At 72.6% G+C, this 14,443-nt stretch carries 13 protein-coding genes and 1 pseudogene; 10 read left to right on the top strand and 4 right to left on the bottom strand.

The window, feature by feature from the left end; genetic code table 11:
* The first annotated feature begins 8 nt into the window (after positions 1-8).
* Complete coding sequence (locus ACFYNL_RS00595; RefSeq protein ID WP_388794189.1) at positions 9-542, top strand: hypothetical protein; 534 nt, start codon at positions 9-11, stop codon at positions 540-542.
* On the opposite strand, the gene ACFYNL_RS00590 is transcribed toward ACFYNL_RS00595, so the two are convergent.
* Complete coding sequence (locus ACFYNL_RS00590; protein ID WP_388794186.1) at positions 539-3,025, bottom strand: LuxR C-terminal-related transcriptional regulator; 2,487 nt, start codon at positions 3,023-3,025, stop codon at positions 539-541. The two genes, ACFYNL_RS00595 and ACFYNL_RS00590, sit on opposite strands and share 4 nt — an antisense overlap.
* 109 nt (positions 3,026-3,134) lie before the next feature.
* On the opposite strand from ACFYNL_RS00590, the gene ACFYNL_RS00585 reads away from it, so the two are divergent.
* Complete coding sequence (locus tag ACFYNL_RS00585; protein ID WP_388794183.1) at positions 3,135-3,821, top strand: esterase/lipase family protein; 687 nt, start codon at positions 3,135-3,137, stop codon at positions 3,819-3,821.
* Positions 3,822-3,913: 92 nt separating this feature from the next.
* Positions 3,914-4,594 (top strand): class I SAM-dependent methyltransferase, encoded by a 681-nt coding sequence (locus tag ACFYNL_RS00580; RefSeq protein WP_388794180.1) that lies wholly within the window; start codon positions 3,914-3,916, stop codon positions 4,592-4,594.
* A 35-nt stretch (positions 4,595-4,629) separates the two neighbouring features.
* Here ACFYNL_RS00580 and ACFYNL_RS00575 read toward each other — a convergent pair whose 3' ends face one another.
* Both ACFYNL_RS00575 and ACFYNL_RS00570 read right to left on the bottom strand, forming a co-directional pair.
* Entirely contained in the window at positions 4,630-5,004 is a 375-nt protein-coding gene (locus tag ACFYNL_RS00575) for a fic family toxin-antitoxin system, toxin component (RefSeq protein WP_388794177.1), read from the bottom strand.
* 4 nt (positions 5,005-5,008) lie between these two features.
* Positions 5,009-5,257, bottom strand: a complete 249-nt coding sequence (locus ACFYNL_RS00570) for a toxin-antitoxin system HicB family antitoxin (protein WP_388794174.1) — start codon at positions 5,255-5,257, stop codon at positions 5,009-5,011.
* A 202-nt stretch (positions 5,258-5,459) separates the two neighbouring features.
* Between ACFYNL_RS00570 and ACFYNL_RS00565 the strand changes: the two genes are divergently transcribed.
* The 7 genes and pseudogenes from ACFYNL_RS00565 (at position 5,460) to ACFYNL_RS00535 (ending at position 13,507) form a co-directional block, all read left to right on the top strand.
* Positions 5,460-6,335, top strand: a complete 876-nt coding sequence (locus ACFYNL_RS00565; RefSeq protein ID WP_388794171.1) for an ABC transporter ATP-binding protein — start codon at positions 5,460-5,462, stop codon at positions 6,333-6,335.
* A 4-nt stretch (positions 6,336-6,339) separates the two neighbouring features.
* Entirely contained in the window at positions 6,340-8,925 is a 2,586-nt protein-coding gene (locus tag ACFYNL_RS00560) for an ABC transporter permease (RefSeq protein ID WP_388794168.1), read from the top strand.
* Between the two features lie 94 nt (positions 8,926-9,019).
* Positions 9,020-9,551, top strand: a pseudogene (locus ACFYNL_RS00555) (LLM class flavin-dependent oxidoreductase); the annotation flags it as partial.
* Between the two features lie 169 nt (positions 9,552-9,720).
* Positions 9,721-10,146, top strand: a complete 426-nt coding sequence (locus tag ACFYNL_RS00550; protein ID WP_388794165.1) for a GNAT family N-acetyltransferase — start codon at positions 9,721-9,723, stop codon at positions 10,144-10,146.
* A gap of 165 nt (positions 10,147-10,311) precedes the next feature.
* A complete protein-coding gene (locus tag ACFYNL_RS00545; RefSeq protein WP_388794162.1) occupies positions 10,312-11,652 on the top strand; it encodes a hemolysin family protein in 1,341 nt (446 codons plus the stop codon).
* Entirely contained in the window at positions 11,649-12,662 is a 1,014-nt protein-coding gene (locus tag ACFYNL_RS00540) for a hemolysin family protein (RefSeq protein WP_388794159.1), read from the top strand. Before ACFYNL_RS00545 ends, ACFYNL_RS00540 begins: the two co-directional genes overlap by 4 nt.
* Positions 12,663-12,724: 62 nt before the next feature.
* Complete coding sequence (locus ACFYNL_RS00535) at positions 12,725-13,507, top strand: SGNH/GDSL hydrolase family protein (protein WP_388794156.1); 783 nt, start codon at positions 12,725-12,727, stop codon at positions 13,505-13,507.
* Between the two features lie 99 nt (positions 13,508-13,606).
* Here the strand turns inward: ACFYNL_RS00535 and ACFYNL_RS00530 are convergent, their stop codons facing one another.
* A complete protein-coding gene (locus tag ACFYNL_RS00530) occupies positions 13,607-14,431 on the bottom strand; it encodes a hypothetical protein (protein ID WP_388794153.1) in 825 nt (274 codons plus the stop codon).
* Positions 14,432-14,443 lie beyond the last annotated feature (12 nt).

Genomic DNA, 14,443 nt, shown 5'->3' with positions numbered 1-14,443 from the left:
CTCGGATCATGATCAATGCAGACGCGGTCGCCGAGTGGGACGTCCTGATCGGCGAGTGGGACGAGATCCGGCACGGCTACTACCTGGGGGATGCGCCGGCGAAGGTGCTGGAGTGCGCGAGGAACCTGGAGGCCGGCGTGGCGGCCGGCGATCCGGACACGGCACTGTGGACCCTCGGGCTGGTACTCATAGGCCCGTACGTGATCTACGCCTACCCGGACGCCGAAGCCGAGGCCCGTGTGCTGAAGGCGATGGGCGCCGTCGAGCAGGCTCTCGGGCAGACACCGTGCGCGCATGAGGAGCATCCGTGCGACGACCTCCGTGACGATGACGAGCTGGACGACTTCCGGTACGTCCTGGAGATGCTGGCCCATCCGGAGCGGGAAACCGCCGGTGCAGCGGCCCCGACCGACGACGCGCTCCGGGCCGACGACGGGTCGGACGATGAGTCGGACAGCTGGTTCGGACGCCGGATGACACGGGAGATGTGGGCCTGCCCGCAGAACCTCGCCGGGTTCGCCCGCGCGTTCCGCGAGGTCTAGTAGGGCTCACACCCGTCGCTCTCGGCGACGATCCGCACCAGTTCGATTCGCGAGCGGATGCCCAGGCGGGTGAAGACACCCCGCAGGTGGTGGTCGATCGTGCGGGGGCTGAGTGCGAGGCGGGCGGCGATCTCCCGGTTGGTGGCACCCTCGGCGGCCATCCGCGCGATCAGCAGCTGCTGGGCCGTGAGCCGGGCCACGGGGGTGTCGGAACCCTTCCGCGCCGGGGCCGCCGGGGCTCCCAGGGCCCGGAGTTCGGTGCGGGCCATGGCCGCGCAGTGCGGGGCTCCGAAGGCGTCGAACGCCTCCAGGGCGCTGTGCAGACGGTCGCGGGCCTCCGTACGGCGCCGCAGTCGGCGCAGGGCACTGCCGAACAGCAGCTCCGTGCGGGCGCGTTCGAAGTCGCGGGTGCCCTGGGCGTGCAGGTCGAGGGCGGTGCGGTAGTGGTCCGGAGCTTCGGCGCCGGGGGCGAGCAGCGCGCGGCAGCGGGCGCTCAGGGCGAGGTCGTCGGCGCTGCGCACGGCTTCGGCCCAGCGGTGGTAGTCGGCGTGCGCGGCACGGGCGACCCGGGTGTCCCCGGTGCGGACGGCGGCCTCGACGTAGTGCGGGGTGGCGAGGTGGCGGATGGCACGGTGGCCGTGGCCGGGGCCGAACGCGGCGAGGGCGCGCAGTCGGGTGGCCGCGGCCGCGTACCGTCCGCCGCACAGGTCGAGGAAGGCGAGCGCCCACTGGGCGAGGGCGGCGGGCAGACCGAGGCCGCGGGCGAGGGCGTACGACCGTGCCGCCGCGGCACGTTCGCGGCAGGCGTCCGCGTCCGCGGTGAGCGCCGCGAACATGGCGAGCGCGGCACGCAGGTGGCAGGCGCCGTTGTCCTGACCGGTGGCGTGGGCCCATCCCAGGGCTTCCGCGGCGCTGGCCTCGCCCGCGCGGGGACGCCCGGTCCAGAAGTCGGCGTAGGCGCGGAACTCCATGGCCTGTGCCACGGCCACGGGGGTGCCCCGCGCGCGGGCGGAGGCGGCCGCGCGCAGGGTCGCGGTGGCGGCGCGGGTGTGGTCGCCGAGGAGCAGGGCGGCGATCCCGGCGTGCAGGAGGACGGTGGGGTCACCACCGGGCCCGCACCGCCCTGCCGCCGCCTTCAGCAGGTCCCGCGCGTCCTCGTACCGTCCGTGGGACGCGGCCACGAGGCCGGACAAGGTGCCGGGCGGGTCGGTGCCGAGCCGATCGGCGACTCGGGCGGCCTCGCGCAGACGGCGCAGGTCGCCCGTGTATATGGCGGCTTCGGTCGCGCGGGCGAGGAGGTGCTCGGCGGTGGTCGGCGTGCTGGGCATGGACGTGGTGACGGCGGCCGGCGCGGCCGGGGAGGAGTCCGGGTCGGCGCTCGGCGGCACGGCAGGGGCGTCGGCGCGCGGTACCGCCGGGCCCGGCGGGGTGCGAGCCGGGTGCCGAGTGGCCCGGTCTTCGAGTTCCGACGGCCTCGCGGAGCCCGTGTGCCTCGCGCGGCCCGTGTGCCTCGCGGAGGGGCCCGTGTGCCGCGCGGTGACCCGCGTGTCCGGGCCGCCCTCCGATTCGGCGGCCGGCGACCGAGGGCTCCCGGCCGCGGCGACGTCCGTCGGCCGCGCCGCCGTCGTCAGCAGCGCGTCGAAAGCCTCCGACGCGTTACCGGCCCGGAGGGCGAGCACCCCGTTCAGCGCGTCGTCCGCGACCGCGGCCGCCAGTTCGCGTGCCCGGTCCCCGTCGCCCGACTGCCAGGCGTACCAGGCGGCCCGGGCCACCAGGCGGGACCGCTCGGAGGGTTCGGGGCACAGGGTGGCGGCCCGTTCCGCCAGAGCGCGCGCCGAGGAGAGCAGCCCCGCCCGGGCCGCCGTGCCCGCCGCCGCGCCGAGCTCAGCCGCCAGCCGCCCGCTGGGCCCGAGCGCTCCCGCGCCCCGGTGCCAGGAGCGCCAGGGTGCCTCGCCCACACCGCTCAGCACCCGGGCCAGCAGGCGATGGGCCTCCCGGCGGTCGGCCGGGCTGCCCGTCTCGTAGGCCGCGATGCGTGTCCACGTGTCACGGAACACGACGCCACCCGCCCCCGTGTGCGCCAGACCGGCCGCCTCGGCGGTGTCCAGGGGCCGGGTGTCGAGGCGGGCGGCCATGACAGCTCGCAGGAAGGCGTCGGTGGGGACCGGGTACTGGTCGGCCGCGGCCAGAAGCAGCAGCAGGCGGGTGTCGTCCGGCAACGCCCGTATGTCCGCCCGGCGTTCCCGCAGCAGCGAGGGGGCGAGCTCGGCGGGCTCCGTGGGGAGCGGGTCGACGCCCGCCGTCTGACGGTCACTCAGGCGTGCGACCAGTTCGGCGGCGGCGTGCGGATCGCCGTGCACGGCGCGCAGTATGCGTACCCGGACGCCTTCGGGGAGGACGGCGGTCCGTCGCCACCCGCCCGTGACCTGCGGTGGCGAACTGCGTTCACGAGGTGGGGGGTTCACCGGAGTCACCACACCCATCACGTTACTGGCGAGTTAATTGAACCGTAAAGACCGGCGATTTCACCGATGCGGCGCGCGTAGACCCGCCCCGACACTCCTGGCAACCCCACACGTTCCAGGAGGCACCATGCAGCGCCACAAGCGTCGCATCGCCACGGCCCTGGCGGCCCTGGCCTCATCGCTCCTTCTGTCGCTCTCCCTCTCCCCCACCCCCGCGCACGCCGCGGACCGCGACCCCGTCGTCTTCGTGCACGGTCTGAGCAGCTCGTCGAGCAGCTGGAACGACTGGGTCGGCTACTTCAAGGCCGACGGCTACACCTCCGCCGAGCTGCACGCCTGGTCGTACGACTGGGCGCAGTCGAACGCCACCACCGCCCGGCGGCTCGCGACCGAGATCAGCAACGTGCTCGCCCGGACCGGCGCCTCCAAGGTCGACCTGGTCGTGCACTCCATGGGCGCGCTCAGCTCCCGCTACTACCTCAAGAACCTGGGCGGGACGTCGTACGTGGACGACTTCGTCTCCACGGCCGGCGTGAACCACGGAACGAGCACGGCCGGGTGGTGTGCCTGGCTGTACGCCTCCTGCAAGGAGATGAACACCGGCAGCTCGTTCCTGACCTCCCTGAACGCAGGGGACGAGACCCCCGGGGCCGTGTCGTACGCCAGCTACTGGTCGAACTGCGACGACGCGCTCACCCCCGACACCACCGCGATCCTGAACGGCGCGACCAACGTCGAGGTCGGCTGCGTCTCGCACACCGCCATGAACAACGACCGCGGGGTGTACGAGCGGGTCCGGGACTTCATCGGCTGAGGCGGAAGGAAAGCCGCTCGGACAGCGGGGGTGCGCCGGGCCCGTGCGGGGGAGAATCGGGATGTGAGTCCCGTCCCGCCCGGGAGGTCCCCATGGCCCTGCGTTCCGCCGGTTCAAGCAAGGTGTCACGGGGCGCCGTGCACCACCCGCTGTTCGCCCGCTGCTACGCCCGGGCCAGTGTCGCCGCCGAGACCCGGATGGGCATGGCCGGTGTACGCGATCGGCTGCTGGCCGGGCTGTCCGGCCGGGTGATCGAGATCGGTGCGGGCAACGGCCTGAACTTCGCCCACTATCCCCGTGCGGTCTCGGAGGTCGTCGCCATCGAACCGGAGCGCCTGCTGCGGCAGTTGGCGGTGGAGTCCGCGCTGCGCGCCGAGGTACCCGTGGACGTGGTGCCGGGTACGGCGGAGGCGCTGCCGGTCAAGAGCGAGGCGTTCGACGCCGTGGTGCTGTCACTGGTGCTGTGCAGCGTGCGGGACGTGCCGCGGGCGCTCGGCGAGGTTCGGCGGGTGCTGCGGCCCGGCGGCACCGTGCGGTTCTTCGAGCACGGGCGGGGCGGCGGGCGCGCGATGACCTTCACGCAGCGGGCGCTGGACCGGACGGTGTGGCCGCTGGTCAGTGGCGGCTGCCATCTCTCGCGCGAGCCGGTCGCCGCGCTCAGGGCGGCAGGGTTCGAGCTCGGCCCGCACCGGCGGGTGATGATGCCGGAGACGGGGCCGGTGCTTCCCACGTCCTACTGCGTACTGGGCACGGCGTGGCGGCCGCGCCGCTGACCTCCTGGCGCCCCCTCACAGGCTCCGCGCCACCCTCACAGGCTCCACTGCTGCAGTTCCCGCGCGATGTCGTGCACCGAGGCCTCGCCGCTCTTCACCAGCCGGGCCAGTTCGCGCACCTGCTCGGGTGAGGTGACGACCTTCAGGCCGCTGGCGACGAGGTAGGCGTAGGCGACGGCGGAGGCGAAGAGGGCGTTGGAGCGCTCCAGCGCGGGGACGTGGATGAGCAGTTGGAGCAGGGCTGCGGCCCGGGCGTGCGGGGTGTCGTAGACGGGGACGTCGAATATCTCGGCCCGGTGGCGTGCGACGGCGGCGACGAGGGCTCCCCAGTCGGTGACCCGGGGGTCCCCCGGCGTCCTCTTCTCGGCGAGCATCAGCAGCCAGGCGAGGTCGATGTTCGGATTGCTCAAGGGATCAGTGGCGACCTTCACGTGTGCGGTCCGAGGGGGCGCCGTCGGGGCCGAACTCCTCCGCGAACACCGACTCGTACTGCTTCATGAAGTCGGCGGCGGCCTCCACGAAGGTATGGCCGACCTCGCCGGTGTCCTTCCTGACCAGTTCTTCGATGTAGCGGTTGACACTCATGCCTTGGGCCAGGGCGCGTTCGCGGGCGGCGCGGGCGGTGCCCTCGTCCACTCTGACGTTCAACTGGGTCTTCGCCATACTTCGAAGCTAGCGCCGTAGCGCTAGCACCGGCAAGGGCTCGACGGAGCCCCGCACGAAGGGAATGTGCCCCTTACATCGACGCTGGGGCCCCGACCTGGGGCGGAGACGGACCGGCACCTCGGAAGGATTCCAGGTGTGCGATGGGTCACATTACGCTCGACGGGGACGAGGTGTCGGTGACGTCCGTGAGGAGGCGGTCTTGTCCACAGCAGCAGCGGAGTACGCCCCGAGCCCCGCGTCGGCCGACGGGTTCGCGGCCCGCGCCCGTGGTCTGACCAAGGCGTACGGCTCGGGTGAGACGACCGTGCTCGCCCTCGACTCGGTTGACGTGGACATCGCGCGCGGCCGCTTCACGGCGGTCATGGGGCCGTCGGGCTCCGGCAAGTCCACCCTGATGCACTGCCTGGCGGGCCTCGACGACGTCTCGGCGGGCCAGGTGTGGCTCGGGGACACCGAGATCACCGGGTTGAAGGAGCGGGAGCTGACCCGGCTGCGGCGGGACCGCATCGGGTTCATGTTCCAGTCGTTCAACCTCATCCCCACGCTCAACGCCCTCGAGAACATCACCCTGCCCATGGACATCGCGGGCAGGAAACCCGACCAGAAGTGGCTGGACCAGGTCATCGGCACGCTGGGACTGCGGGACCGGCTCAAGCACCGGCCCGCACAGCTTTCCGGCGGTCAGCAGCAGCGCGTCGCCTGCGCCCGGGCCCTCGCCTCCCGACCGGAGCTGATCTTCGCGGACGAGCCGACCGGCAACCTCGACTCACGGGCCGGTCTTGAGGTGCTCGGCTTCCTGCGGGACGCCGTGGACCAGCTGGGCCAGACGGTCGTCATGGTCACACACGACCCTGGGGCCGCCGCCCACTCCGACCTCGTGCTCTTCCTGGGGGACGGGCGGATCGTGGACCGGATGGAGCGGCCGACCGCGGAGGCCGTGCTGGAGCGCATGAAGCGCTTCGACGTGATCCGCGGGCCGTACGACGGCGACGGGCCGGCGCCCGGCGCGGTACCCGCGGACAGGCCGGCGCCCGGCGCGGTACCCGGCGACGAGCCGGCGCCAGAGAAGGGCTGACCCGGTGCTCAGGGCGACGCTCCGCAGTTTCCTCGCCCACAAGGGGCGGCTGCTGCTCTCCGCCCTGGCGGTGATCCTGTCCGTGGCCTTCGTCGCGGGGAGCCTGATCTTCTCGGACACCGTCAGCCGCACCTTCGACCGGCTGTTCGCCTCGACCGCCGCCGACGTCACCATCACCCCGACGGAGCTCTTCGACGAGACGGTGCCCTCCGGGCGGACCCTGACCCTGCCGGCGTCGCTCGCCGACCGTGTCGCCCAGGTGGACGGCGTCGCCGCGGCCCGCGCCGAAGTGGACGTGGACGGCATCACCGTCACGGACGAGGACCGCGAGTCGGTGAGCCCGACCACGGGCGCCCCCACGATCGGCACCGCCTGGAACCCGACCGAGCGCAGCCCCGTGGAGCTCACCTCCGGGCACGCCCCGAAGGGCGACGGGCAGGTGCTGATCGACGCCGACACCGCCGACAGCAAGGGCGTGCGCATCGGCGACCGTCTCACGGTCATCGCACAGGAGGGCTCCTTCCCGGTCGAGGTCGTCGGCATCGCCACCTTCACCACCACCAACCCCGGCTCCGCCCTGGTCTTCTTCGACCCCGCGACGGCGTCGACGAAGCTGCTGGGCGACCCGAAGGCGGCCACCGGCATCTCGGTCGACGCGGCGGAGGGCGTCAGCGACGCGGAGCTCAAGCGCCGCGTGGCCGCCGCGCTCGGCACCGACGCGGGCACGGACACCGGCGCCTACGAGCTGCGCACCGCCGACGAGCAGGCCGAGTCGGACGTGGAACGGCTGGGCGGATTCCTCGACATCATCAAGTACGTCATGCTCGGCTTCGCCGGGGTGGCCGTGCTCGTCGGGGTGTTCCTGATCGTCAACACCTTCTCCATGCTGATCGCACAGCGCACCCGTGAGCTGGGCCTGCTGCGGGCGCTCGGCGCGGACCGGCGCCAGGTGCGGCGCTCGGTCCTGACCGAGGCACTGCTGCTGGGGCTGGTCGGCTCGACGGCGGGCCTCGCGGCCGGCATCGCGCTGGCCCTCGGACTCATGAAGCTGATGGGTCTGATGGGCATGAACATCAAGGCGGACGAGATGGCCGTCGGCTGGGTCACGCCGGTGACCGCGTACGTCGTGGGCCTCGGCGTCACCTTCGTCGCGGCCTACCTCCCGGCCCGGCGGGCGGCGGGCGTGTCGCCGATGGCCGCCCTCTCGGACGCCGAGATCGCCGACATCGGGCGGCCGCTTCGGATGCGCGCGGTGGTGGGCTCGGTCGTCGGGGCGGCCGGCGCGGCGGCGCTCATAGGCTGCGCGGTGGCGACCGAGACGTCGACGGCGGCGTCCCTGTTGGGTCTCGGGGTCGTCCTGACCCTCGTCGCGACCGTGGTCGCCGGTCCCCTGCTCGTCCGGCCCGTGATCCGGGTCCTCGGTGGCGCCTTCCCCGCGTTGTTCGGTTCGATCGGCCGGATGAGCCAGGGCAACGCCCTGCGCAATCCACGCCGCACCGGCGCCACGGCCGCCGCCCTCATGATCGGGCTCGCCCTCGTCGGCGGGATGTCGGTGGCGAGCGCCTCGATGACCCGGTCGTTCGACCAGCAGATCGACAAGACGCTGGGCGCCGACTTCGTGGTCCAGAACGGCAACTTCGTGCCGTTCCCGAGGGAGATCACCGAGCGGATCCGGGACACCGAGGGCATCGGGCTCCTCGTACGTTCGCAGCTGACGACGATCGCCGTACGCCTCCCGGACGGCGACCGGGTGCAGACCACCGCCGCGGGCTACGAACCCGAGCTCGACCAGGTCGCCGACATCACCTACGCGCAGGGGGACACCGCGTCCGCGCTCGCGGCCGGGCACCTCGCCATGGACAAGGACTTCGCCGCGGACCACGGCGTACGCGTCGGCGACACGGTTCCCGTCGAGTTCCAAAGCGGGCGCCGCGCCGAGCTGGCCGTGGGCGCCCTGACCGACCAGGAGTCCGCCGAGGGGTTCGGCACCCGGGGCGGCATCTTCTTCGGCCTGGGCACGCTGCAGCAATACGCGCCGGGCGGGCAGGACGCGGCCGTGTACGTCAACGCCGCCTCCGGCACCGCCGCGGACGACCTGCGGGCGGAGCTGGAGACGACGCTCGATGCGTATCCGCAGGTGCAGGTCCGGGACATCGCCGACTACAAGGACCTGGTGCACGACCAGATCGCCGTACTGCTCTACCTCGTGTACGCGCTGCTCGGGCTCGCGATCATCATCGCGGTGCTCGGGGTGGTCAACACCCTTGCCCTGTCGGTCGTCGAGCGCACCCGGGAGATCGGGCTGCTCAGGGCCATCGGGCTGGCCCGGCGGCAGCTGCGGCGGATGATCCGGCTGGAGTCGGTGGTGATCGCCGTGTTCGGCGCGGTCCTGGGCCTGGCGCTGGGCCTGGTGTGGGGGGTGTGCACCCAGCAGGTGCTGGCGTTGCAGGGCATGACGGCACTGGCGATCCCGTGGGGCACGATCGTCGCGGTCGTGATCGGCTCGGCGGTGGTGGGTGTGGTGGCGGCACTGCTGCCGGCATTGCGTGCATCGCGCATGAATGTGCTGGCGGCCATCGCGCACGAGTGATGGGATCACGGCAGGCGCTCAAGTCCCGCTCAGGTGAGCAGAGTTCATATCGCGCCCGGTCGCCCCGCGTCCGTTCCGCTTCGGCGTCAGCCTCATGACCCCCGCACCGGCCGACGCGTGGCGGGCCAAGTGCCGCCGGGCCGAGGAATTCGGCTACGACGTGATCCTGGTCCCCGACCATCTCGGGATGTCCGCGCCGTTCCCTGCCCTGGTCGCGGCGACCGAGGCGAGCGAGCAGCCCCGGCCGGGGACGTTCGTCCTGAACGCCGGTTTCTGGAACCCGGCGCTGCTCGCCCGCGAGGTGGCGACGACCGACGCCCTGACGCGTGGCCGACTCGAACTCGGCCTCGGCACCGGCTACGTGAAGGCGGAGCACGACACGGCCGGTCCGCCTGGGGCACCCCTCGCGCGCGTGGACCTGCTGCGGCGCACGATCGAGGAGTCGTACCGGTTGCTCGGCTCCGCCGAGACACCGGCCGCAGCCGGTGCAGCGGCCGCGGGTGCCGCTGCTCGTCGGCGGCAACGGCGAGCGCCTGCTGCGCCTGACCGCCGAGCACGCCGACATCGCGGCCTTCACGGGAGCGCGCTCGGTGCCGGGCAGCTCGACCGGGCAGCTGACGGCAATATGGCCGCCCAGGTGCCGGCGCAGCGCGAGCGGGGCGGGTTCACCTGTCTCACCGTGCTCGAACCGAGCAGGGAGGCGTTCGTCCCGGTGATGGCACGGATGCGCGCCGACCGGACGTCCGCATGGTGGAATTCCGCCTCCGTTCCTGCCGCCCGTGATGTGATCGCGACATGACCGAACTGCGGATACGGGCCGCCACGGCCGACGACCTCGACATCGTGCTGGCCTTCTGGAAGACGGCCGCGGAAGGCACGAGCATCAGTGACGACCGGGACGGCGTGGAGCGGCTCGTCGCCCGTGATCCCGATGCGCTGATCCTGGCCGAGCTGGAGGGCGAGCTGGTCGGCACGGTGATCGCCGGCTTCGACGGCTGGCGCTGTCACCTGTACCGGCTGGCGGTGCATCCGGAGCGCCGCCGCGGGGGCATCGGCTCGGCTCTGCTGGCCGCCGCGGAGGAGAGGTTCGTACGGCTCGGCGGTCGCCGGGGTGACGCGATGGTTCTCGTGCGCAACGAGACCGCGCATCATGCCTGGCGCGCTGCCGGGTACACGCCTGAGGAGCACTGGCGTCGGTGGGTGAAGCAGCTCACCGACTGACACAATTTGTCCGCCCTTTACCATCGGGGGAGGCTTCGTCCCCCGATGAGGGATCACCCCGGTCCCCCATGAAAGGTGTGAACGTCCGCCCATGGGCGAGCCTCCCGGCACCCGACGTCGCGCGATCCTCCCCGCCCTGTCCGACGATGGGACGGAGGTGTCCCGATGACCGAAGTGCTCCTCCTGCTGGTGGCGATCCTGCTGTCGCTCGCCTGTGGCGCGTTCGTCGCGGCCGAGTTCTCGCTGACCACGGTCGAGCGCAGCGAGCTGGAGCGGGCCGCGGAGCGCGGCGAGCGGGGCGCTGCGGGCGCACTGAAGGCCGTACGCAGTCTGACCTTCCAGCTCTCCGGCGCACAGCTCGGCATCACGGTCACCAACCTGGTCGTCGGCATGCTGGCCGAGCCGTCGATCGCCGCCCTGATCGCGGGGCCGCTGGAGTCGCTCGGCATCTCCCGCTCGACGGCGAGCTCGATCGCGCTGGTGATCGGTACCGCCCTGTCGACCGTCGTGCTGATGGTGGTCGGCGAGCTGGTGCCGAAGAACTGGGCGATCTCCTCGCCGCTGGCCGTGGCCAAGCGGGTCGGGAACGCGCAACGCTGGTTCAGTGCGATCTTCCGCCCCTTCATCACCCACTTGAACAACACGGCGAACCGGGTGGTGCGCCGTCTGGGTGTGGAACCCACCGAGGAACTGGCCGCGGCGCGCGGCCCGCAGGAGCTGGCCGCCCTCGCCCGGCACTCCGCCCGGGAGGGCGCCCTGGAGGCTGACACCGCCGAGCTGTTCGTACGGACCCTGAACCTGGCCGACCTCACCGCGGAGAACGTCATGACCCCGCGTGTCCAGGTCATCGCCCTGGAGGCCCAGGCCACCTGCGAGGACGTGGCGAACGCGACGCGGGCGACCGGGCTGTCCCGGTTCCCGGTCTACCGCGGCACCCTCGACTCGGTCGTGGGCACCGCGCACATCAAGGACGTCCTCGCGGTGTCCGCGGAACGCCGCCCGCGCGTCTCCGTCGCCGAGCTGATGCGTGAGCCGCTGCTCGTCCCCGCCACCCTCACCGTCGACCGGCTCCTCGACCGGCTGTCCGGCAAGAGCACCATGGCCGTGGTCATCGACGAGTACGGCGGCACGGCGGGCGTGGCCACGTTGGAGGACATCGTCGAGGAGGTCGTCGGCGAGGTGCGCGACGAGCACGACCCGCACGAGACACCCGACATCGCCCCGGCGGGCGACGACGACGAGGGCCGGACGCTTTACTCGGCCGACGGTTCGGCGCGGGTCGACCAGCTCGCCCGGTTCGGACTGCGGGTGCCGGAGGGGCCGTACGAGACGCTGGCCGGGCTGGTGGCGGCCGAGCTCGGCCGCATCCCCGTCGTCGGTGACCGGGTCCAGGTGGCCGGCTGGCGGCTGGACGTGGTGGACGCGGCGGGCCGCAGGGCGGCGCGGGTGCTGCTGCACGCCCCGCTCGCAGCCGCCCCGGACCAGGAGACGAGGGAGGGGCGATGACCGCCGTACAGCTGTTCATCGGTTTCCTGACGCTGGTCGTCAACGCCTTCTTCGTGGGCGCCGAATTCGCGCTGATCTCGGTGCGGCGCTCGCAGATCGAGCCGTACGCCGAGCAGGGCGACCGGCGCGCCAAGAGCGTGCTGTGGGGTCTGCGGCACGTGTCCGCGCTGATGGCGGCCGCTCAGCTCGGCATCACCCTGTGCACCCTGGTGCTCGGCGTGGTGGCGGAACCCGCCATCGCGCATCTGCTGGAGCCGGTCTTCCACGCGGTGGGCGTGCCCGAGGGAGCCGGGCACGCGGTTTCCTTCGTGATCGCGCTGTCGCTGGCCACGTATCTGCACATGCTGCTCGGCGAGATGGTGCCGAAGAACATCGCGCTGGCCGAGCCGGTGCGCAGCGCCCTGGTGCTCGGTCCGCCGCTGGTGGCGCTGTCCCGGGCGCTGCGGCCGGTGATCTTCACGGTCAACGCCTTCGCCAACGCCCTGCTGAAACTGCTGCGCGTCGAGACCAAGGACGAGGTCACCGCGACCTTCTCGGATGCCGAGCTGGCCCGGCTGGTGCGCGACTCCGGCGAGGCAGGGCTCATCGACGAGCGTGCCCGGGAGCGGCTGCACGACGCCCTGGAACTGGGCCGCAGGCCGGTACGCGACGTGGTGCTGCCGCTGGCGAGCGTCGTCCAGGCGCGTGTCGGCGTCACGCCGGAGGAACTGGAGCGGCTGTCGGCCGAGTCGGGCTTCTCCCGCTTCCCTGTGGTCGACGCGAACCGCCGTATCGTCGGCTACCTGCATGTGAAGGACGCCCTGGACGCCTCACCGCGGGATGTGCCGTTCCCGGTCCGGGAGATGCGTCCCATCGCGCGCGTACGGGAGAGCACACCGTTGGACGACGTCCTCACGGCGATGCGGGGCAGCCGGACGCACCTGGCGGCGGTGCTGGGTGGCGACGGGCGGCTGGCGGGGCTCGTGACCATGGAGGACGTGCTGCGGGAGTTGTTCGGACAGCGGGCCTGAGAGCGGGGCGCACGACCCGACCGACCGCTGGGTATGGAGCTCGGGATACCATCGCTCCCGCCATGCAGACGAACCCCACGCACACCAGCCTGGTCGCCGTCGGCGACTCCTTCACCGAGGGCATGTCGGACCTCCTCCCGGACGGCACCTACCGGGGCTGGGCCGATCTCCTCGCCGGCCGGATGGCCGCCCGTACACCGGGCTTCCGTTACGCCAACCTGGCGGTGCGCGGAAAGCTGATCGGGCAGATCGTCGAGGAGCAGGTCGACGTGGCGGCCGCGATGGGCGCCGATGTGATCACCCTCGTCGGCGGCCTCAACGACACCCTGCGACCCAAGTGCGACATGGGCCGGGTGCGCGGGCTGCTGGAAGAGGCCGTGGAGACGCTCGCCCCGGCCTGCAAGCAGCTGGTGCTGATGCGCAGCCCGGGGCGGCAGGGGCCGGTCCTGGAGCGTTTCCGGCCGCGGATGGAGGAACTGTTCGCCTGCGTCGACGCGCTCGCCGAGCGGCACGGCGCGATCGTCGTCGACCTCTACGGGGCTCCGTCGCTCGCCGACCCGCGCATGTGGGACGTGGACCGGCTGCATCTGACGGCCGAGGGACATCGCCGGGTCGCGGAGGCCGTGTGGCAGGCACTCGGCTACGACCCCGAGGACACCGAGTGGCGTACACCGGTGCCCGCCACCCTGCCGCCGGGGTGGGTCACGCGCCGGGTCGCGGACGCGCGCTTCGCCCGCCGGCATCTGCTGCCGTGGATCGCGCGGCGGCTGACGGGGCGGTCGTCCGGCGACGGGCTTCCTCCGAAGCGGCCCGAGCTCCTGCCGTACGAGGGTCCGGCGACGTAGGCGCTCGACCGGCCGTCCCACGCCCGGCCGCGCTGCCACGGGGACGCCCCGCTCCCATGGCAGCGCGGTGGCGGGCCGTCCCCCGGCGCCTTCGGCGTTCTACCGACGGGACGCCGCGGCGCGGCGGCCTCGCCGGTACAGGACCGTTCCGGCCACGAGCAGCGCCCCGCTCGCCGCGATGCCTCCGATGACGCTCTCGGCCCCGGTCTCGGGGATCTGCGGACGCTCCGGCTTCGCCGGGGGCGTCTTCGAGGGGCCAGGCGTCGGGGTGGGCTTGTGGGACGGCGGTGGCGTGACGGTCTTGGTCGGAGTGGGCTCGGGCTTGTGCGTCTCGTCTCCGTAGCCGTAGCCGTAGCCGTAGCCATAGCCGTGTTCGGTCGGCTCCTCGGGGCCGTACCCGTACCCGTACCCGTGGTCGCTCGGCTCCTCGCGCTCGTAGCCGTACCCGCTCGGCTCCTCGCGCTCATAGCCGTACCCGCTCGGCTCCTGCGGCCCGTAGCCCTTGCCGTTCGACTCTTCGGGACCGTAGCCCTTGCCCGCCGACTCCTCAGGACCGTAGCCCTTGCCCGTCGGCTCCTTCGGGCCGTAGCCGTGGTCGCCGGATTCCTTCGGGCCGTAGCCGTGGCCGCTCGGCTCCTCCGAGTGGTCGTCGAAGCCGTCATGCGCCGGGGCGGGCAGACGGTGCTCCATCTCGCCGAACTTGTCGTCCAGCTCGTGCATCTTCTCGCGGACCTCGCTGAACTTGTCGTCCAGCTGCTCCTCCAGGGCGCCCGGGTCCCACACATCCGTGCGGCTCGACAGTGCGGCACCGGATTTGACCGCGGTCCCCTGCATGCCGGGGGCCGCGGACGACCAGGTGCCGTACAGGGACAGGGCGCTGGTCGCGGCGGCCACGAGCAATCCCTTGGCCAAGGTCTGTCGCATTCTCGTTTCTTT

It is taken from the genome of Streptomyces sp. NPDC007808, from assembly GCF_042868655.1.
Lineage (GTDB): Bacteria > Actinomycetota > Actinomycetes > Streptomycetales > Streptomycetaceae > Streptomyces.
Note: the sequence above shows the minus strand (reverse complement) of the source record. Positions and strands in the feature narration are given on the sequence as shown.

What these genes read in the sequence shown, in the direction of transcription:
- ACFYNL_RS00595 (WP_388794189.1), top strand. Translation starts at nt 9, where the DNA reads ATGATCAATGCAGACGCGGTCGCCGAGTGGGACGTCCTGATCGGCGAG.
- ACFYNL_RS00590 (WP_388794186.1), bottom strand. Translation starts at nt 3,025, where the DNA reads ATGGGTGTGGTGACTCCGGTGAACCCCCCACCTCGTGAACGCAGTTCG.
- ACFYNL_RS00585 (WP_388794183.1), top strand. Translation starts at nt 3,135, where the DNA reads ATGCAGCGCCACAAGCGTCGCATCGCCACGGCCCTGGCGGCCCTGGCC.
- ACFYNL_RS00580 (WP_388794180.1), top strand. Translation starts at nt 3,914, where the DNA reads ATGGCCCTGCGTTCCGCCGGTTCAAGCAAGGTGTCACGGGGCGCCGTG.
- ACFYNL_RS00570 (WP_388794174.1), bottom strand. Translation starts at nt 5,257, where the DNA reads ATGGCGAAGACCCAGTTGAACGTCAGAGTGGACGAGGGCACCGCCCGC.
- ACFYNL_RS00550 (WP_388794165.1), top strand. Translation starts at nt 9,721, where the DNA reads ATGACCGAACTGCGGATACGGGCCGCCACGGCCGACGACCTCGACATC.
- ACFYNL_RS00545 (WP_388794162.1), top strand. Translation starts at nt 10,312, where the DNA reads ATGACCGAAGTGCTCCTCCTGCTGGTGGCGATCCTGCTGTCGCTCGCC.
- ACFYNL_RS00540 (WP_388794159.1), top strand. Translation starts at nt 11,649, where the DNA reads ATGACCGCCGTACAGCTGTTCATCGGTTTCCTGACGCTGGTCGTCAAC.
- ACFYNL_RS00535 (WP_388794156.1), top strand. Translation starts at nt 12,725, where the DNA reads ATGCAGACGAACCCCACGCACACCAGCCTGGTCGCCGTCGGCGACTCC.
- ACFYNL_RS00530 (WP_388794153.1), bottom strand. Translation starts at nt 14,431, where the DNA reads ATGCGACAGACCTTGGCCAAGGGATTGCTCGTGGCCGCCGCGACCAGC.